This is a genomic window from Cyanobacteria bacterium GSL.Bin1 (genome assembly GCA_009909085.1).
Taxonomy (GTDB): domain Bacteria; phylum Cyanobacteriota; class Cyanobacteriia; order Cyanobacteriales; family Rubidibacteraceae; genus Halothece.
On sequence record JAAANX010000184.1, the window covers coordinates 1 to 21,194 of the forward strand.

Genomic DNA, 21,194 nt, shown 5'->3' on the forward strand with positions numbered 1-21,194 from the left:
TTCTTTTTTAATCTGTTTGCGAAAGTTGAGAATTTCGGCTTCCCAATGACCGCGATTATTTTTAATTTCGCTTTCCCAATATTTTAATTTCAGAAGATGCTCAACTAAACGCATTAATAAACTTTCTAACTTTCTTTTCTCACGACGACTCAAATCGGATAATTCCTCAAGTAAGTTATCCCAGTCAAGGGTATTAAATTCTTTATTTTCTAGTTTTTTGATTGTTTCTAATACCCAAAGGTTATAATCTTTTTCATATAATGTTTCTTGATTTTTTTGTGATCCGGTAACCATAATAAAAACCGCTAAGTTAGTCGCTTTAAAATTTAATATTTTGTAATTTGCTCTAGGAAGAGTTGATTGTCTCTGATCAACGTTTCGGATAAAATCGAGTTTGATCTATTATCGCCCAAGCGCGATCGCGCAACTATGAAAATTATCGATTCCAAAGGACGACTCTTTAATACCATTAGCATCCTCGATTTAGGGGCAGCCCTTGTGATTTTGTTGGTGATCATTGGGATTTTTATCTTTCCCGGTACGTCTGGATCTGTTGCCCAAGTCAGTGGCGCGAAACCGATCGAGATGGACGTTCTCATTCAAGGATTAAGAATCGAAAATCCAGAAACGTTAAAAAGTACACTGGAAGAGAAGAAAACGACACAGTTAATTATCCGCAACCAACCCCATGGTCAAGTTCAGGTGCAGTCAGTGGAATTAATCCCAAAAACGGTAGCGGTTCCGCAACCGGATGGTTCGGTCGTCGCTCAACCTGATCCGCGTCCCGACGAGAGATTTGTCACAAATTGGTTAATTACCCTAGCTGGAGATGCCACCATTACCAATGATGGTGCGGTATTAGGAAGTAATAAAGTGAAAATTGGAACCACCGTTGAACTAGAGGGATTCAGTTACAACTTCCGAGGGAGCGTTGTTGAGATTCGCCTTCCCGAGTAGTTTGAGGTAACGGCGAATTAAGCCAATGGTAATCTCAGGAACTTCTAACTGGGGCGTTAAACCGACATTTTCTAAAATCTCTAACTGTTGCACAGCAGTGGGGTTCAAGGCAGCTAAACGCTTACCCAAATCAGCAGAAGTAAATTGTGTCTTTTCTCCCCAAATCATCGCGGTGGGGATCGTCAGCTGAGGAAGATAGAGAGATAAATCAAAGGATAAATCGCCGCGCACGAAAGATAAAGCGGCATATTCAGCATTCTCCTGTTGGGCAGATTTGAGATAGGCGTTGATGATTTCTGGATAAATACGTTCAGGTCGAGCAAATTGCCGATTTTCTAAGAAATTGCGGATTCCTTCACTGGTCGCGATCGCGCCTCGATACAAAACAGTATCAAGCAAAGGCAGGCTAACCACTCTGGCAATCAAACTCTGTGTATAGTCTTGCCCAAAGTCTGATAAACCGGCAGGAGTGACTAAAATTAAGGATTGAAATAATTCTGGATGATCCACTGCCACACGAAGGGTAAAGGCGGCTGTGAGCGAAGACGCAACAACAGTCACCGGTTCTGAGCAAGTTCCCATCAAAAATTCTCGGATTATGGTAAGGTAATCTTCGATCTGATAATTCCGTTCGGGATGTTCAGACCGTCCCCAACCAATCAAATCAGGCGCAAGGACGCGATAGTCACTGGCAAAAGCCGGATAAACCTTTGACCATTCGTAAGCGGATGAGCCACCGCCAAAACCATGTAGAAATACTAAACTGGATTGGTTTTCCTCTTGTCGGGTTGGTTCATCTGGCCAAGGATGCTCGCTCGGAGTGTAATAAATCATTCGTCCGAGAGAAGTCACAATCGACTCTTGTTTTACTCCAATGGGTTCAAGCATGGCGCAATTTTTCCATCAACTACACTTCCAGAGTAAATTATTCTTGAAAATCGTGCTGGGCTCGTCACAGCGGTCTCGACAGCGTCGGCAACGTCCCGTTCGTCGTCGTCAGCCCTATCGCCGCCAACGGTCTTCTGCTGTAATACGGGTTAGTCAATCTTTATTAAAAGCGAAGTCTTCCTTATCTTCAGTTTGGCTATGGGGAGCGATTGTTTTTGCCATTATGTTGGTTTGGAATTGGCAATTGCTACTGGCAACGCTAATGGGAATGGGGGGGCTTGTTCTTTTATTTCGCTTTCCTATAGACCGTTGGTCGGGGTATTGGCAAAAATGGCAACAAACCTTAGATCTGTCCCAAAAACGCTTGTTTACGGCACTAGCGGGCAGTACGTTGATCGGAGTGGGAACCTATTGGGCCCTACAGCTTTGGGACCACGTAGATAATCATTGGTTAGCTGGCGGCGCGATCGCGCAAGGTATTGTCATTGCCCTGCTATTGGGTTGGCAAGTTGCAAAACTGCTTCATCCTGCTAGTCAGGGCAGCCCAAAAGATCAAGTTTCTCAGCTTCTAGCAGCACTAACTGCCGACCACCCCTTGCGGCGATTAATGGCAATTCGTCAACTGACTGCCCTTGCAATCGAAGGCAAGTTACATGCCTCACAGCTGCAACAAATGAGTGAATATTTCAGCTTATTATTTTCTGTAGAAACAGAGCCGATTTTGCGTCAAGGCTTATTAGAAAGTATGCAAACTCTGCAGTTACATCACTGTTGGCAAAAGTGGGAAAGTAAAACTCCACCCCGCCTACAGAAACTGCAAAAAGTGAAGAAAGTGCCTGAAAAAATTGAACAGTTTTAATGGAAGCAGGGGCAGCGATGCTGACCCCAAATCTCCACCTATCGTTGCGGCGTTTTCTCAGAAAAACCCCAAGCAAAAACGATTGCCACCGCACTTACTAAAAGCCATTGCGGCGGAACTAAACTCGGAGCAATCACGCGGAGTAATAGACGTAACCCGACAAAACCCACAGTAATGTAACCGGCATCTTCAAGATGGACATATTCGTCTAGCCACCGGATAAATAATCCCGCTAAAAAACGTAAGGTCAGGACACCAATCGTACCTCCGAGAATAATCAGCCAAGTTTTTTCCGAGATCGCGATCGCGGTCGTGACACTATCCAAAGAAAACGCTAAATCGGTTAAAGCAATCATGGGAATGGCTTGCCAAAACGAGTTAAATCGGGGGCCATGATGATGGTGACTGTTATCTTCTTCGTCTGAGGTAAAATAACTGAAAACTAACCAGAGGAGATAACCGGCTCCAAGTAGTTCAAACTGCCAAAATTGGATGACCCAAGTTGCGGTAAAAATTAGGGTCATGCGTAGAATATAAGCTGCGACTAAGCCGAAATTAAGGGCTCGGCGTTGAAGTTTGTGTCCTTGTAATCCTTGCGCGATCGCAGCTAAGGCAATCGCATTATCTGCCGATAAAACTGCCTCTAGCGCCACGAGAACAATCAATAAGATTGCGGTTTCAATCCCGATATTCGGGGAAAAATCTAAAATTTGGTCAACCATTCACGATTTATAGTTTCACGGAAGCAGAAATCCTCCTTATTTCTCAATCTTAACTTGGAATTAGCAAAACTTAAAAGATTGTTATGCCCTGTGATCCCCGGTTTTTTCTATAGCGCTACTCGAAAAGGGAATCGGGAACAGAGAATGGGGAACAGCAGGCTGTCAAAGGGTTCTGGGATTAAAAATGTCCTGTTCTAAATGCGCACTACTATAAAAAATCCCCCCTAAAAAGGATTTCAGGGAGGAAAGTTTTTTCAAGATGAATGAGAAGCTAGCGATTGGTGTGTTGACTTACGGCATCTTTTGTTTTGTCACAATGCAATTTTCCAAAATTAAGTTAGCAAAATTGCCAAATCACTAACTTCTGCAAACGTGAAACGGTTAAGCAAAATCCAACTGGAAGACAAGATCGTTAAAGTCTTGGTCACCACCTCCAGCAAGATCTTCAATGCCCAGGGAATTGTCACTTAAAAGACGGAAGTGATCGACACCATCAGCATTAGCCGCGATATAAGGGAAGTAGGCTTGAACGCCTGCTGGCAGTTCTGCCGGAATTTCATCGAGGTCTCCCCCTTGCGCGAGCAGGAAGGGAACTACAATCTCTCCTGAGGTCAACTCAATAGATCCAGTTTGTCCCTCTTTGAGAATGGCATCCTTCGCATTGGCCAAAGCGGCTTCTGTATATCCGTCCTCACCAGGAGTAAGATCAACGATGTCATCATCATCTGTATCAATACCACCGGCTTCGTCAGCCACGCTATAGAAGCCAACTAAGTTATTAAACACACCAAGAGAGATCACTTCAGAAACTAAATTGGCAGTGACAACCTCTCCAGCTGGTCCGAAGACATTTTCATTCGTGAGGTCAAATACTCCTGGTTCTTCTAAAACTGGCGAATCAGGCGAGTCAGGTGATTCAGGAGGCTCAACTTCACCATTTTGCACAGACAAATTCACGATACGCTCATCTTCAGCTGGAGCAGTTTCTGCTTCATCAAAGGCAGTATTACCGCCAATCGGGAAGTTCTCAACTAAGAACTCAGCGAGTGCATCTTGCTCGGAACCGTCATCAGCAAAGGTAGCTTCTCCTGTCCGTTCTGCTTCTGAATCAACCAGATCAAGGCGATTCTCACCAAAGTCATCAAACGGATAACCATCGCCCCCATCAGCAAGGAAATTAAGGGTGACTAAACGAATTTCCTCATCCGGATTACCCACCAATTCCCCATTCTCGACAATGACATCTACAGGTTCCCCATTTTCATCGGTAATCGCCAGACTTTGCAGGCGATCGCCATCGGTGACGAGGCTGCCATCATCATTAAACTCAATGGCTGATTGAGTCGGGTCAAAACTGAACTCAAGACCCCCTACCTGTGGGAATTGTCCGGGCGTATTACCAGGAGCAGTACCGGCTACCCCATGTTCAACCAGTTGCTCTAACTCGCTACGAGTTACGGTTAATAAGGTCAAACCATTGTTAAAGCGAAGACTATTGACAAGATCAAGCTGAGAAATTTGTCCGTCTTCTTTACCTGTATCCGGATTAGCTTGCGGCGGTAACAGTTCACCATTATCTCCGACTTCGCCAATGGGGGCACGAATTCCACCGCCATTTTTAATGGAAACAACGACGCTTTCATCCTCGGCTTGAGCAGTAGCTAAGTTAGCATCTGCTGTGAGATTACCAAGATTTGTTTCTTCAGTGCGAACCTCTTCCCGACGACCATCGAGGAAGACTTCAGTTTGACCAAAGAGATTACCATCTTGCTCGTTAACAATTGCTTCCACTGAATTAACTAAGTTTTGGACTTCAGCTCCTTTCGTTCCCTCGGCAAAGGGATCAGTGTCGCCAGAGACTTCCGTTACAATATCTTCTGTTGTGGCAAAAGCACCACTGATTTCCGGATCGATGCTTTCCGGAACCAGAACGCCATTGGCATCAAACTCAGCAACTAAACGACCCACATAGCTGTATTCACCAGCGCTGCTGACAATCGCAGCGGGATCGCCATCGGCATTCTCTGTAAGCAGTGGATAGTTGTCATCTGCTTCATCACCAGGACGTAAGGTGTCGGTTTCGTCAGCAAGGAGAGTATCAGAACCGCCAGCGATTACAATATCCACTCCTGATAGTTCACCAATCAATTCTTGCTCTAAGGCAATTTGCTGCAAGTGAGTGGTGAGGATGATTTTGTTAACTCCTTGGTCGGCAATATTATCAATGACAGGCTGTAAGACATCAGCGAGGGCTTGCACATTGTTTTCGTTCGGTCCAACAATTTCCGTATCGCCAGGAGAAGAAAGCTCTTGTAACAGGGGTGTGGTTGCACCGACAACACCAATTTGTTCACCACCGCGCTCAAAGATTGCAGCCGGGGCAATGCGAGGGGTTATTTCTTCTAAGAAGCTTTCTTCCGGTCCCGTGACAAACTCACGATCAGAGAGAATTTGGTCAGTCGCTAAGCTACTGAGGGACTCATTATTGGAGAAGTTGAGGTTGGCGCTCAGATAGGGTAACTGAGTGCCAAGCCATTCATCATCAGCGAGTCCGGCTTCCTCCAAGGCTGGTCCAATAAAGCTGGCCAGGGCATCGCTACCCGCGTCAAACTCATGATTGCCAATGGCTGAAGCATCAAACCCGATCGCGTTCATAATGGACATATCAATGCGACCGCGATCGCCTGCTAAGGATTCATATTGTTCGGGTTGACCATCGCCATTGACATCATTAGGAAGTCCAAACAGAGTGTTGGCCGCATCATTCAATACTTGATCCTCAGCAAACAGAGCAGCATTAAAGAAGGGTCCAGGAATGACATTATCGCCAGCAGAAATCGTTAATGTATTCTCGAATTCTTCTTCCAGTTGATCAATAATGGCTGCAAAGTTGGGGGCATTATCAATAGCGTCAACGCCGCCTTCCAGGTCAGAAGCATGGAAGAGTTGCAGGGTAAAAGATTCAGAAGGGTCTTCTGAGGGATCAGAGGGGTCTTCCTGGCCGATATCTGCAATATTATATAAGGTCGTTGTGCCACTGACTTCATTCCCAACTGCTAGTAACGGATTACCATTGGGACTTTCTTCAGCAGAGATAAAGTTAAAGCCTTCGGGTCCTAAATCGCGAGCTTGAGAAAGTTGCTCTTGCGTAGGGTTCGGATCGCCTTCGTCATCAGTATCAAATTGAACCGAGAAGTCGCGGTTGTTGAGGTATTGAACAAACTGAGGGTCAGTGGGATTAGAAACGTTATAAACCATGATGCCGCCAACGCGCTCTAACCCAATGAAGGCGTAGGGAGTACCGCCAATTACCCCCGTGGCAACCGCTTCGGGTTCGGGTCCTTTGTCTGAACTGCGGTCATCGAAGGAGTCGTTTTCGTCATTGGTGGTATTAAAGCCTTCTGGGATTTGCTCGGCAACAATGCGCTCAAAGTCTTCTCCGCTGTCAAAGACCAATTCACCGGCTTCATTAAAGATGGAGAAGGAGCGACCGCCAAAGCTGTGGAGTTGCTCAATCAAACCATCCTCATCGACATCACCCGTAGAATTAGTGAGCAGGAGATTGCCGAGTTGATCAGAGGTATTGAAATCAGCAAACGGTAAATCATCGGCTGCGTCAGCTTCGCCATCATTATTGAGGTCTAATAAGCCTTCTTCTTGTAAATCACCGAGGGTTGCTTCTTCGCTGAAGCCATCGTAGTCGCGAGAATCCCCTTCATTGGCGGTAATGATGAAGGTTTCATCGTTGGTTTCAAATGTCGCGATCGCGTCGGGTTGGAGCATTCCGAAGGTCGGGACATTCTGAATATTAATTTCACCATTGGCACTCGGATCAATTTTGTTTCCGATTTGAGAATGATCCTTAAAGCCAAGAGGTAAGATGTCTGTTACTGCACCAGCATTGAGGTCAACAACAGCAAAGGCATTGTTTTCTTGAAGCGCAACATAAGCGGTGCTGCTATCAGGGCTAACGGTGATATATTCCGGTTCTAAGTCCTGAGCAACCGTTGCATCCGGTCCAAAGATACGAACACCGCTTGCTTCTAAAGCCTCTTGTTGGTCGTTAAAGGCAGTGAAGCCTGCATTGGTTACAGTTGCATTTTCTACTCCACCGGAAATATCAATGATGCTAACGGAACCTTCAGGATCGGTTTCATAGTCGTCACTGGGTTCGCCTTCATTGGCAGTTAACACTTTAGAACCATCAGGGCTAAAGGTAACCATATCTGGCAGAACGCCGACCTCTACGCTGTTCAGCTCATTGCCATCGCTATCAAAGAAGACGACTTGTCCCTTGGCATCAACCGCTTCGCCTGCAATGGCAACTGCAACAATCCCATTATTGACAGCAACACTGTTGGCACTATCGCCAAAGGCAGTCGCATCAATTTGGTCAATACGGGTTGGACTAGTCGGATCGCTGACATCAAGGATATCAACCGTGGTGGCATCAGAATTGACCACAAAGAGGCGTTGGGTTTCTGCATCATAAGCGACAATTTCTGCTGCCCCTTCATCAAAGACACCCGTTTCAAATGTTCCAGCAACAGAGAGTTCTAATTCATTGGAAGGTTGAGGCACTTCCGGTTCAGGTTCTTCAACCATGTCACTAACGCTGAACAGTGTCGTTGTGCCACTGACTTCGTTACCCACAGCGAGTAATGCCTCACCACTGGGGCTCTCTTCAGCAGAGATAAAGTCAAAGCCTTCCGGTCCTAAATCACCCACTTCCGGATTGACAGTCCCATCTTCTAACTGTGCAGGAATGGGGTTGCCGTCTGCATCGCGGAAGGTTCGGTTATTGACGTATTGAACAAATTCGGGGTCGCTGGGATTCGATAATTCGTAAACCATAATTCCACCGACACGCTCTAAACCGATAAAGGCATAAGTTGTCCCCTCAACAACACCGGTAATAATGGCTTCTGGTTCCGGTCCTTTCGCATCACTACGGGAATCAAAAGAGTCGTTTTCCGTGTTATCGGAGTTGAAATCATTAGGGAGTTGCTCTGCTGTGATGCGCTCAAATTCATCTCCACTATCAAAAACGAGATTCCCAAATTCATCAAAAATGGAGAAGGAACGACCACCAAAATTATGGAGTTGTTCTATTAAGCCATCCTCATCGATATCACCGGTAGCGTTAGTAAAATCAAGTGCTCCCAGCCGATCTTCTGCTAGGAGATCATTTAAGGTTTCTCCTGGGACAACTTCATCGGTGAAAGCATCAGGACGATTATCGTCATTGAGGTCGAGGAAGCTTTCTGGTGCGCCTCGCTCTAACTGACCGCGAATTTCGCCAGCCGGAAATTCTTCTGTGTGAATATTCCAGTAGAAGTCCAATTCTTGTTCAAAGCCAGCATCACTAACTTGATCGGCAAACTCTTCTAGATCAGTTTCGCCATCGCCGCTATCCCAAGTGCCAGAAATCGTCACCGAGCCATCATCATTGAGGGTAAATTCGCGATCGTCGATATCATCATCAGGGCTAATGACACCAAAGATGACTGGACCATTCTCACCACGAGGAGCGCCATGGATGTGCATGAGGGTAACATCATCGCCCTCATCGTCAGGAGTTTGAGGTGTTCCGTCTAAGAATTCTCCAAAGTCTAAATCATCAACAGTGACCTTATAATCAAAGGCGGTTGCTGAGGGATTGAAGCTCATGGTTGCGGTTCCTGTGGCTTCAGTATTAACAGGAGGAACTTCTTGATCGCCAGTTAATGTTGCCGTAATCGGAGTCGCGTTAACCGCTAAGTCATCAAGACCCACTTCTTCAATTAAACCGGGATCACCTTCATATTCTCGGGCATCTCCTTCATTGGCAGTGATAATAAAATTTTGTCCCTCCACTTCAAAGCTGGCAATGGCATCTGGCTGCAGCATTCCAAAGGAAGGAATATTTTGCAAGTTAATGCCATCTTCATCACTGGCATCAAGTTGATTGCTCTTGTCGAAGGAGATAATACCGAGGCTGGTATCTTTTTCTTCCGGTTCAAAGTCGTTGTCGTTAAGAACCGCTAAAGAACCATCATCAAGGAGGGCAATTCCTTCGGGCTTGTCGCTAGGAAGATAACCCAAGGAAGGAAGGTTGGTGACTTCCACCTTGCTCACGGGACGGATGCCTTCTGCAACTAGCTCATCAGGGGTTAACTGTTCTAAGGTTGTATCGTCAGGCAAGCTGAGTGCATCTTCTCCGAGGAGGTTAGTCGCACCAGAAAGGTTAATTTCATAAACGACTTTGTTACTCGTGGATTCTGTCCCAGAGTCACGTTCAACCACAAAGAATTTACCATTACCGGCAAAGGTGGCTGCCCCAATTTTGTCGATGTTGCCTTCGCTAAAGGCTGGTTTTTCGAGGAGATAGACATACTCGGCAACAGGGTGTCCAGTTGCAGGGTCAATCCCTAAAATCCGAATGACTTGAGAATCAGCAGAAACATCAGCGTTAAATTCACCCGTACCATCGGTTCCCAATGGCGTTTGGATGAAAGCATAAAGAATTCCTGCTTCTGTATCTAAGGAAACTGCTTCAAAGCCACGACCATCTCGTGCGCTGAGGTAGGCTTCAGGGAGCGTTTCGCTACCAAACGTTACATTATCAGTGGTATCCGGATCAGTGCCTTTAGGGACAAAGCGATTAATTAGCGTTCCATGTTGGTTAAAGTGGTAAATGGAAGGACGATATTCATCCACTGCCCAAAATGTTTCATCGGCAGGGTTAACCACTATGCCTTCCAAATCAGCCCCAAAGGGATCAAAATCAAGCGGTTCTCCCTCTGCATTGACAGGTTGAAGACCATCGTCATCTCCTTCTAAATTGGGTAATCCAGTGAGAGGAATCGTGCCCCCATTACCATCAGGACGATTAAGAGAAATGGTTTCTTTAAAGCTAATCTCTCCTGTTTCTTGGTTAAATTCAAAGCGATAGAGCGTTGGCTGATGATCAGGCAGCTGATACTGGGTAACGTCATCATTGCCATCATTATTAGTGTCTTCGCTTGTTGAAGGACCAATATCAGGATGAGTGATAAATTTTAAATTACCGTTGTCTGCAATACCCTCAAAAAATAAACCCGATAGTCCACCGAGAGGAACATCAGAGGCACCTTCAGGGGTTAATAGAGGATTGGCTGCGAGCAGTTCATTACTCAGTTCAAATTGTTCAAGAGTCGGTAAGCCTTTACTTTGGTCTTTAAAGCCTAGAGGCAAAACATCAACGACTGTTCCAAAATCAGGATTGACTTCGAGCTCATCGTCTTCATTCAGAAGGGTTTCTCGTAGATCAACAACCGCGAAGGCATTATTTTCTTGCAGAGAGACATAGGCATAATTATTATCAGGAGTAACGGTAATATATTCCGGTTCTAAATCCTGAGCAACAGTTGCATTGGGTCCAAAAATCCTTACCCCACGATTAATCAGGGCTGCTTTTTGAGCATTAAAAGCAGTAAAGTTAGCATTATCAACGGTTGCGTTTTCTAACCCAGCTGAAATATCGATAATGCTCACTGATCCTTCAGGATCAACAGTATAATCATCACTAGGTTCCCCTTCGTTGGCAACTAAGATTTTGGTTCCATCCGGACTAAACGTTACCATGTCCGGCAGAACACCTACTTCTGCTAAAAGCTGAAGATTGCCATCAGTATCAAAAAGAGCAACTTTTCCATTCGCATCAACTGCTTCGGCTTCAATTGCCACTGCAACAATGCCATTCTTGACAGCAACACTGTTTGCTCCATCGCCAAATTGAGTGGCATCAATTTGAAAAATGCGAGTGGGATTGGTGGGATCGCTCAGATCAAGAGCATCAATCGTGGTTGCATCGGAATTAACAACAAATAGGCGTTGTGTTTGTGCATCGTAGGCAACAATCTCTGCTGCCCCTTCGTCAAATACTCCCGTTTCAAAAGTTCCAATGGGATTCAGTTCAATTGCCATATCATTATCTCTAGAGAGGTTTACACTTGCGACAAGCGGTTCGTGATCGCTTGCAGGGTCCGTAAATTCGGCATTGGTGTGAACAATGTCAAATTCAGCAGTTTCGGTTAAGTTATCGCTAACGAAAATGTGATCGAGGACTTGAGAGTTGCCTTGGAAAATGAAGCTATACCGCTCGTTTTCGGGAATCGTTTCGATTAAGTTATTTAAGCTCGATCCGAGGGTTTCCTGAATTGGGTCAACAAATTCAAATTCGTTGAAGTCGCCTAACGCGACAATATTGTCAACATCAAGACTGTCAACGTATGCTTTAACGGCTTCGGCTTGGGCTGCTCGCTCGTTATAACTGCCATTAACAAAACGATCCGCTGCTGGGAGATTATCTAAAACCTCTTGCGGCAGACCTTTTTTTGCGCCGTTTTGCAGTTCTTCAAAGGGTTGATCTAGGCCTAAAATGCCACTGCTACCGCCTTTTGAGGAAAAGTGGTTATTAATGACAGTGACTTCTTCCCCATTCAATTCAAACGTCGCACGCAAGGGAATGCGACTGCCAAAGAAGGGATTATCTGGGTTTTCTGCTTGCGCTTGCGGATCAGTAAGCGGTTCCACCGAGCCTTCCACTAGATTGACTCGTTCCGGGTTAAATAGGAAGGCATTGCGAATATTGCCCCCCGGTGCGCCCCCTGTGGGACGGACAATTTCGCCAGCTTCGTTTGCAAAGGCGGGAACAATGCCAGGAGTGTCGATGAATTTATAGGTCGGACCCCCGGCTGCCGCGATCGCGTCAACTAAGGTTTGTAAAGTCACATCAGCGGCACTCACGTCGCTAACCATTTCACCGTCATTGTCCTGGATTTCTTGCAACCCAATGACATCAGGGGAATTGAGGTTATCGACAATTTGTGTAGCAATGCGCTCAAAGCGTCCATCTGCCACATCGGTATCTTCCCCATCTTCATCATTAGGATCGAGATTGAGGACGTTGTAGCTGGCAAGGGTTAAGTTTCCTTCTTTTGTCGCGATCGCGCTAGTTTCCGGTTCTAGTTCGGAAGGGGTAGCGCTAAAGGCTTGGGTGGGCAGAATTTCAAAATTGCCAAAGCTATAGCCAACGACACCGGTGACATCTTTAAGTTGGGTCCCCACATTGACTTGAGGAAAATCAAAATCAGGTAAAAGATCACTGTCGTAATCAATTTGGACTCGTTCTGGGTTAAAGTCATCCGGGCTGATGTTGAGCGTACCGCGATCGCTAATTTCCGTTGCCGCTTCACCATTATCGACAACTGTGAAGATTTCTCCAAAACGATTGGTGGGACCAATAGCAACCGGATTCTGGGCAGTGACTAACATTCCCTCTAGAGATTCAAAGAAGTCGATACCTGCTTCATCAGGATTAAATTCAGCAAAGGCATCCCCATCAATATTTTCACTCGGAGGAATGCGCCCGCCTTCCCCAATGAGGACTGGGGTGGGAAGTGGGTTTCCCTCACTCACCACTTCAATAGTGTCGGGGAAAGCAAATTGTGTTGTTGTTAGATTACGATTTGCTTCCCCTCCTGGCTGGAATTCACTGACTTCGCCAGTCACATTAACTTTATCTCCTACGCTAACGGTAGGAAGACTATCTGTAAAAACAAAAATTCCGTCGGAAGTCCTCGGATCGCGATCGCCACTGGGATCTTGTATGTAAAATCCATCATCGAGCACTGCTGTTACGATGACACCCTCTACAGTGACAACTTCACCGACAAATGGAGACCGATGACCAACTCCTTGGACTTCGTGAATTGTTGACATCAATCACTCCTCTCTCTAATTTTTTACTTATACTTAAGTGATTTAAAAACAATCAAAAATAATAGTAATTGAATCACTCAAATCTTCATAGCCAACTTATCATAAAACCATTACTTTTATCGGCTATTTTTTGGTTAAAAAAAGGTTATTAATTTAAGAGAAGGTTATCATTTAATTATCCATTAATTAAAATTGAAAGTCTGAAGCCTTTGTAGCAAGAAAAATTAAATTAATAACATCAATGGCAGTGAATCTAAGCTTTCCTTAACCTCTTCTTAAGAATAAAGAATTAAAATTTTGCTTTTTTCTCAAATTTTTACTCAATGGGTTGAGCCAGTTTCTTTAACCGGCCCAAACCCAAATCAGAGGAAAAGAAATATTTTTTCGTTACTTTGGTATCAATCCTCTCTTCTCAAAATAAGATTTTCACCTTTGCTCTAGCACAGTGGAACAAAGGTGATTCTCCTTGTTAATCAATTATTGAAGTGACTGGAATAACAGAATTAGTTAATTAAGATTGCTCAGATTAAGAAACAAAAAACGCTTAAGGTGATCAAAAAAACATTTAATCGACTTCATTGTTATCAACGTATTGAGACGGATCTTGAGTTCCTTGTCCATCTTGGCAAGCAGATGTAGGGGTTCGAGTTGTAAAGTAAGGATTTCTTTGGGTCGCCATAGGCGGTAATGTGATCGAAGTCTCGAGAGGAAAAATGAGTTGCATTCCTTGCCGAATTTCCATCACTTTTGTTTCTTCGCGATCCGGAGGATCTGGCTCATTTATTCCCTGTGCGACACCAGCAGCGATCGATAAACCAAAACTCAATAAGTTACTTTGTTCATCCCCTAAAGCAGTTGGTCTGGAAACGAGCCAATCACTGAGATTATCGGAAACCCGGTAAGCAATTCCCCGTTGACCGCGATTAAACCCCCCAGAATAAAAAGTTCTACTACCACGTCGCGTATCCGTTAGAGCGGGAACTGCAACCGAGGGTGTGTTAATGGGAATATATCGTCCGCCAATGATCACCGCTTTGGGCTCGAGTTTGATCCCTTCATTTTCAGTTGCATTAATATTTGCTCTGATCAAAGAGTTAATAGGAGCAATAACATTGCCATTACTATCCATAATCGGTCGAGCAAGAGAGAGAGTTACAGGAAAACTTGATGCTTGCTCCTGATTGAATAAGACATTGGAACAAAAAGTGGTTATAACTGCTGACGATTTGGGAATAGTAACTTCCCGAGGTTCTTGAGAAGAAAAAGAATTATTTTGATTAGGAGAATTTTGCTCTCTTTCTTGTAATAAAGAATTGGAAGGTTCTGGTACTTTCAAACGTGAGTCAGGCTTTTGATTGCTCAATTCATCAGTTTCAACAGACCCAGACTCTGGTAGTTTTGGTTTCTCTGCTAAGGCTATACTGGTTGACTGGTTAAACGTTAACACAGCAAGAGAGGCTGTCAATAAATGTCGTAGTCGCATAACTTACAGAAATTGAATAATACTCATTAACAAAATTATTTCCAAATCACCCCTCACACTCAATCAAAAATTGGCGCCGACCAGCGGTCTCACGCCCCCCTCAATGGGAGGCGTAATCTGTGACTCACAACATTAAAAATTGCTAATAGAATCCTGACAAAGGAGCCTCAATTTAATCACTATAATTAGGTCAACGTGAATATTGTTGAAGTTGTTTCAATCGTGCTGGACTGGACTCCTGACAAGACAGCTAATGTTTCACCATCTAAGTTAAGTAGAGTATCGCTATCTTGTTGTTGAAGAGAAAGCTGCTCTATAGCGCCCGAGAACTGAAATTGATCTTCGCCAAGTTGAAAGTCTTCAATCGTGTCAGTCCCTTCACTTGTGGTTGATAGGATGAAGGTATCTTGACCATCGCCTCCTTCGAGGGTATCCTCACCAGCCCCGCCGAAAAGTTCATCATTACCGGCTTGACCGTTGAGGAGGTCGTCGCCGTCGCCCCCTTCTAAGATGTCATTGCCTTCACCGCCATTGAGGGCATCGTCACCTGCTTCCCCTTGCAGCAAGTCGGCTCCGAGACCGCCAATGAGGCTATCATCCCCGTCGCCACCGGCAGCTGTGTCATCGCCACCGCCAGCCACGAGCAAGTCACTGTCGTCACCACCATTGAGTTCATCGGCCCCAGCATCGCCAAACAGGTTATCGGTGCCTTCATCGCCATTGAGTTCATCGTCACCAGCCCCGCCAAGGAGTTCATCATTCCCAGCTTGACCGTTGAGGAGGTCGTCGCCGTCGCCTCCTTCTAGGATGTCATTGCCTTCACCGCCATTGAGGGCATCGTCACCTGCTTCTCCTTGCAGCAAGTCGGCTCCGAGACCGCCAATGAGGCTATCATCCCCGTCGCCACCGGCAGCTGTGTCATCGCCACCGCCAGCCACGAGCAAGTCACTGTCGTCACCACCATTGAGTTCATCGGCCCCAGCATCGCCAAACAGGTTATCGGTGCCTTCATCGCCATTGAGTTCATCGTCACCAGCCCCGCCGAGGAGTTCATCATTCCCAGCTTGACCGTTGAGGAGGTCGTCGCCGTCGCCTCCTTCTAGGATGTCATTGCCTTCACCGCCATTGAGGGCATCGTCACCTGCTTCCCCTTGCAGCAAGTCATCCCCTAGTCTGCCGATAATTAGATCATTACTATCTCCCCCTTCTAGAGTATCGTCACCTGTACTTCCAACTACAAAAACAAAAAAATCACGAATCTGTGTACTCATATCTATTCACCCTTCCTTTAAAGTGACAATTAATTTGATTTACGATTATTGGTTGCTAAATATTTACGCTTTAACTTACTCAAGCCAGATTAATGACAACTGCTGAGTAACTGTCATTTAAGTTGATCGCCTAGGGCACGTTAGCTTCAATACAGATAGAGAAGCGAAGAGTTACAGTTACTCCGCCGTGAAACGACAGAGCCTGCTGTAACCGTTGGTCAATTAGCTTCTTCAAGAAAAACCAAGACAAAGGCTATGTGCAAGGTTCGATTTGGTTTAATTATCTTGAGCCAAAAAAACTTACTTCGTGTCGTCCTAAACTTATAACTAACCATCCAATTTCTAAGACAAGCTCCACTCTTGAAAGTGGAGCTCGAAACCACAATCTGGAATCCTTATCCAAGTTAAAGGTATTTCAGAATTTACCCGTCAGGCCTAAAAAAGTTCTAGCCAAAGCTATTGCTCTTCTCCCAAGGTCCTGTAATCGCAATCGTTACACCAGGGCCTTTTTGCGGTGCATTGAGGAATAACGTTTTGCCGTCTGGTGAGAAGTTTGCTCCCGCAAGTTCTGCCGTGTTAAGTCCATTGCGACCAAGCACATAGAACTCACCGTTTGGTGTTAGACCTATTAAGCGATCCGTACCGTCACCATCTTCACAGATAATAATGTCACCCCAAGGCGCGACAGTCACATTATCGGGACTTTGTAGAATCTCAGGATTGCGAGGCTCAGCTAGAAGCTCTAGCGTTTGATTTCTGACATCTAAGCGCCAGATCTGACCCAATTCTTCTGGACCGGCATCGGTAGCGCAAATAACGATTCCTCCTTCGCCGTCATACCAGCTTCCTTCAGTTCGGTTAAAGAGTGCTGCCACATCTCGAACTTTTGTCTGGCCGTCTAACATTTGGTGCTGGATTTTGCGCTGGTTGTTCGGACCACTATCTTGCAAGTTATCTTCTGGATCGGGTACAGGAACCTCAACCCACTCCACTGGCATTTTCGTACCGACAGCAATTGTGTCTTCATTGTTATTGGTGGTGTCAACACCAGGCATATCTGGGATAACGAGTGCTTCTAAAACACCGCCTTGCCGCAAATCGCCCACTTTATTGGGACGGAAGCGGTAATATAACCCCAGCTCATTAAAATCATCGTTGGTCTCGTAAATATAGCCGGTTTCGGGATCTTCCGCGATTGATTCGTGTAGGAAACGCCCCATCGCACGGAGGGGTTCGGCATCGCTAGGAGCATCAGCAGGGACTTCAAAGACGTAACCGTGACGCTTTTGTAGCTGATTATCGCTAGCGGGAAGGATAATGGTTTCTTCACAACTTAGCCAAGAGCCCAGAGAAGAACGAGAATTAACTTTAACCGATCCCCCAGCACAATTATTCTCCGTTCCTGCCAGCGATCGCCGTTGTCCTTGAAGTCGATTACCAGGACCGACTGTTAAAGTTGCCGTTCCACCAATTGCACCCGGGTCATATATAGGAATGGTGGGATTTGCCTTAAATGAGTTGGCAACTTCATCTTCGCTATTGATAGACAGTTCATGGTTTCGGACCAAAATCGCGTTGCCATTACCGTCACTATAAGAATCCATACCATCAGGAGCAGTCGGCACAGCCCCCCCATCATCCATCGTTTGGCCAGTTCGGGACAGAACACGGTAATTAAACCCAGGCGGTAGATCAAAAATTCCATTGGGGTCCGGTTGGAGTTGGCCAAACCCTTGAATGGCACGGGCTTGACTCATTAGTGTTTTCGCATGGAGCTTCTTAAACATAGAAGTGCTGAGCGCAGTTCCAACAGCAGTTGCCCCTGTTAAGAAAAAGAATTTACGTCGGGATACAGGCATGGTGTTCTCCATCTCATCGGTCACGGGTTCAACCCTACTAACTTGGGGTCAAGATTAAGAAAAACTCCGTTTAAAATTGAGTTAAGTCAATAGAAACAAAAGGAACTACCAATGCCTCAAAAAGAATCAAAACGCCTAGATGACAGGAGTTATAAAAAATGATGATTTTGAAATCGTTTTTTGAAGATGCTTAGGGGTATGCTTAAACATTAAGACCAATTTGACCTTGAATGCACGAATAGTAGAGTGTTTAGCGGCGCTCGCAATTTGTTTTATCAATCACTATCTCGGCTTAACGTTCAAGGCCATTCCCTTACTCCTCAAACCTATTCTCTATGCGTTATAAGCACATTTTTATATTCTTCTTATATTTATTCTTTTTATGTTACGGAGTTTGGGTTCGTTGTGTGAATTTAGACACAAAAATTTATTGGCATGATGAAGTTTTCACGTCTCTGCGAACGGCTGGTTATAAGGGAGAAGAGGTCATTGAAAAGATATTTACAGGTGAAATTTTAGGCCGCTCTGACTTACTCCAATATCAAGAAATCAGTCCAGAAAACAATTTTCAGGATACTTTAGAGGCTCTTAAATCTCATCCTGAACATCCACCGCTGTATTATATTTTAGTGCGACTGTGGCAAGACCAGTTGGGAAGCTCAGTTACAACCACTCGTAGTCTGTCAATTATATTTAGCCTGTTCAGTATTCCAATTTTTTATTTCTTGTGCTCGGCTTTATTTAGCTCTAACGTAGTTGGATCAGTGGGATTTTTGTTAATAACCGTTTCCCCATTTCATGTCCTTTATGCACAAGAGGCAAGAGAGTATAGTTTATGGATATTAATTACGCTTTTATCTTACTGGAGTTTTTGGGAAGCCGTTCAGAATAAAAAGAAATCTTACTGGTGGACTTATGCCATAACAACCATTCTCAATTTCTATACGAGTTTGTTATCCCTTTTAGTCATAGTCAGTCAAGGCATTTATCTATTACTACGAGAAAAACATTTTTATACGCCAGCGATTCGCCGTTATTTACTGGTAATGTTAGGAAGCGCGATCGCGTTTTCACCTTGGCTTAATTTAATAATCACTAATTATGAACAATTAAAAGCGAAAACAGCCTGGACAGAAGCCCAGCCCGATTATTCTTTTTTAGTCAAGATTTGGGGGCTACATTTTAGTAGTCTATTCCTGGATTTGGGAGTTGATATTAGTCATCCTTACAGTTATTTGATTCCACCGCTCATTTTACTTTTGATTGGATATGGATTCGTTGTTTTAATCCCTGATACTAATCGGTCGATCTGGCTATTTCTCCTCTGTTCATTTCTGATACCGACATTACTTCTGATTTCTCCTGATTTAATTTTCGGCGGACAGCGCTCCATTTCAACCCGCTATTTTGTTCCCAGTTTGATTGCAGCCCAAATCCTAGTGGCGTATTTATTCGCTGTTCAAATCAGGAACAGGAAACGGCTTTGGCAAGGTTTATTCATCATTCTTTTAATGTGTGGTTTATTTTCTTGTTGGAAAATTTCTCAGGCAAATGTTTGGTGGAATAAAGGAGTTAGCTTTCAAAACGCACAAGTTGCTGAAGTGATTAATCAAACGGAAACCCCTTTGGTGATTAGTGATAACCGAGAAACCAATTTAGGTAATGTGATTTCTCTTGCCTATTTAGTTAAACCATCAACTCAGTTTAAATTAGTGACTCAATCCGAACAACTTAACGGTTTGGAGCAATTTGATTCAATTTTTCTCTTTCATTTATCCCCTGAATTAGAAACTGCCCTCTTGAAGCAATATCAAGCACAAGTTGTAGAAATCTCTCAAAAAGAGCTTCCTCTAACTCAAATATCAATTAACCAGTAGGGGTAAATTAATCTCCCCTACTTAAAGTTAAACCTACGAATCTGGCTGTAATTGTGAGAGCTGTTCTTGCCAATTTTCTGAAAAATCAGCGGCGGAAGTTCTTGAGACTTCAAACGTTTTATTAATCGCTTGGGGGGCTTTTAGCAGTTCGACACATAAATGCGCAATTGTTTCTCGACTGACTTGACCCTTTAAACTATCTCCTTGTTCAAAGTACAAAGTTTCGGGTTCTGTTTCTTCAGTTAAGGCGCAAGGACGAATAATCGTATAACGTAACCCACTCTCTCGAATTGCATTTTCTCCTGCTAACTTCCAGGTTAAAAGTCCGCCTAACTGGTCATTCATTTGCACCGCTGGGGGTTCCTGGCTGAGATCCAGACCAGGGCGTCCGGGTCGAGTGACACCAGCAGAACTAATCATAATCCATTGCGGTGTTACTTTTCCACCATAAGCGGCAATTTGTTCAACTTCTAGACGAAAACTCCCTGGTTGAAAATGGGGATTGAGTGCTTTGTCATATTCAAACTTACTTAGCATCAACTGCATGGAATCAACTTCTGCTGAGTTGAATGGAGGGGCATCATCCATGGTTTTGGCACGAAAGACAGGGGTTAATTCGGTAAAAGGAACATAAACATCGATCCAAGTGTCTTTTTGGGTATCAAAAGAATACGCATAACCAATCCCATCCCAACGGCTATCACAACGGAGAAAGAATTTATACCGGTTGCCATCTCCTTTGACGCGTAAATAAATTCCTTTGTATTCCGATAAATTAAGGTTGGGTTCAAAGTTACGGGTTCGCACTGAACTAAAACCGCCATTATTCTCAGTGGAAACTGTTCCGGCAAAAACAGCTTTATTGTTTTCTAAGAAAAGCGCGCTTGCACTGACACCTCCCATCACAACATCATCTAAAGCACCCCAGATGCTTTGAACTTCTTTGGTTGCCTTTCTGAAATCGAAAATGGGGAGATCAGTGTTGTCGGTAATCAATTCTGCAGCCAGTTGAACGAGCGTCTTAATTCCCTTATATTCCACTGCTTCTGGTGTCGATTCGGCGACCTCTGGTTCGTAAAATTTGACGCCTTGATAGTACTTGTCACGGTTAGGAGTGTCTCCTTCAACGGGTTGAATGCGCGTTCCTGTACAACAAATAACAGCAGTGACATTTGCCATCAGTTCTGGTTTCAGGCTTTCGGGAATCGTGATATCTCCTTCATAAAATTCAAGGTCATCTCCTAAAATAGAACGGGCTCGTTCGATACTGCGAACTAAAGCACGAATCGGATAGTTTTGTTGTTGGAGTTGTTTGACAACCCGCTTCCCCACACCTCCGGTTGCACCCACAACCAGAATGGTTCCGGTTTGGGGAGTAACAGTGGGTTCAGAAGTGGATTGATTGCCTAAGATCATTTGTTTAACTCCGGGAAAGCGGCTAAGAAGGGGAAGAACATCAAAGTAGGTTAAGGTTTTGATGAAACGAGTGATGTCCCAAGATTTTCGTTGATTCATGGGCTTGGCAAGTGTTACA

Annotated in this window: 11 protein-coding genes; 3 read left to right on the forward strand and 8 right to left on the reverse strand. The window is 44.6% G+C overall.

Annotation, left to right across the window (positions count from 1 at the left end; all coding sequences use genetic code 11):
• On the reverse strand, window positions 1-294 hold a 294-nt coding region (locus GVY04_20900), incomplete at its 3' end, for a DUF29 family protein (protein NBD18495.1).
• A gap of 135 nt (window positions 295-429) precedes the next feature.
• Here GVY04_20900 and GVY04_20905 point away from each other — a divergent pair.
• Complete coding sequence (locus GVY04_20905) at window positions 430-957, forward strand: DUF4330 family protein (GenBank protein ID NBD18496.1); 528 nt, start codon at window positions 430-432, stop codon at window positions 955-957.
• Here GVY04_20905 and GVY04_20910 read toward each other — a convergent pair.
• Window positions 898-1,845 carry an alpha/beta fold hydrolase gene (locus tag GVY04_20910; protein NBD18497.1) on the reverse strand — a complete coding sequence of 316 codons (948 nt, stop codon included), beginning with the start codon at window positions 1,843-1,845 and terminating at the stop codon, window positions 898-900. The genes GVY04_20905 and GVY04_20910 overlap by 60 nt on opposite strands.
• A 208-nt stretch (window positions 1,846-2,053) precedes the next feature.
• Between GVY04_20910 and GVY04_20915 the strand changes: the two genes are divergently transcribed.
• Entirely contained in the window at window positions 2,054-2,704 is a 651-nt protein-coding gene (locus GVY04_20915; GenBank protein ID NBD18498.1) for an ABC transporter ATP-binding protein, read from the forward strand.
• A gap of 38 nt (window positions 2,705-2,742) precedes the next feature.
• Here the strand turns inward: GVY04_20915 and GVY04_20920 are convergent, their stop codons facing one another.
• From GVY04_20920 to GVY04_20940, 5 genes are all read right to left on the reverse strand, one after another.
• Window positions 2,743-3,426 carry a DUF475 domain-containing protein gene (locus tag GVY04_20920; protein NBD18499.1) on the reverse strand — a complete coding sequence of 228 codons (684 nt, stop codon included), beginning with the start codon at window positions 3,424-3,426 and terminating at the stop codon, window positions 2,743-2,745.
• Window positions 3,427-3,807: 381 nt separating this feature from the next.
• Complete coding sequence (locus tag GVY04_20925) at window positions 3,808-13,170, reverse strand: CHRD domain-containing protein (protein NBD18500.1); 9,363 nt, start codon at window positions 13,168-13,170, stop codon at window positions 3,808-3,810.
• A gap of 565 nt (window positions 13,171-13,735) precedes the next feature.
• A complete protein-coding gene (locus GVY04_20930; GenBank protein ID NBD18501.1) occupies window positions 13,736-14,653 on the reverse strand; it encodes a hypothetical protein in 918 nt (305 codons plus the stop codon).
• Window positions 14,654-14,838: 185 nt separating this feature from the next.
• A complete protein-coding gene (locus GVY04_20935) occupies window positions 14,839-15,924 on the reverse strand; it encodes a calcium-binding protein (protein ID NBD18502.1) in 1,086 nt (361 codons plus the stop codon).
• Window positions 15,925-16,370: 446 nt separating this feature from the next.
• Complete coding sequence (locus tag GVY04_20940) at window positions 16,371-17,783, reverse strand: DUF839 domain-containing protein (GenBank protein ID NBD18503.1); 1,413 nt, start codon at window positions 17,781-17,783, stop codon at window positions 16,371-16,373.
• A 335-nt stretch (window positions 17,784-18,118) separates the two neighbouring features.
• Between GVY04_20940 and GVY04_20945 the strand changes: the two genes are divergently transcribed.
• On the forward strand, window positions 18,119-19,660 hold the full coding sequence (locus GVY04_20945) for a hypothetical protein (GenBank protein ID NBD18504.1): 1,542 nt from the start codon (window positions 18,119-18,121) through the stop codon (window positions 19,658-19,660).
• Window positions 19,661-19,693: 33 nt separating this feature from the next.
• Here the strand turns inward: GVY04_20945 and GVY04_20950 are convergent, their stop codons facing one another.
• A complete protein-coding gene (locus GVY04_20950; GenBank protein ID NBD18505.1) occupies window positions 19,694-21,175 on the reverse strand; it encodes an NAD(P)H-binding protein in 1,482 nt (493 codons plus the stop codon).
• Window positions 21,176-21,194: the final 19 nt, after the last annotated feature.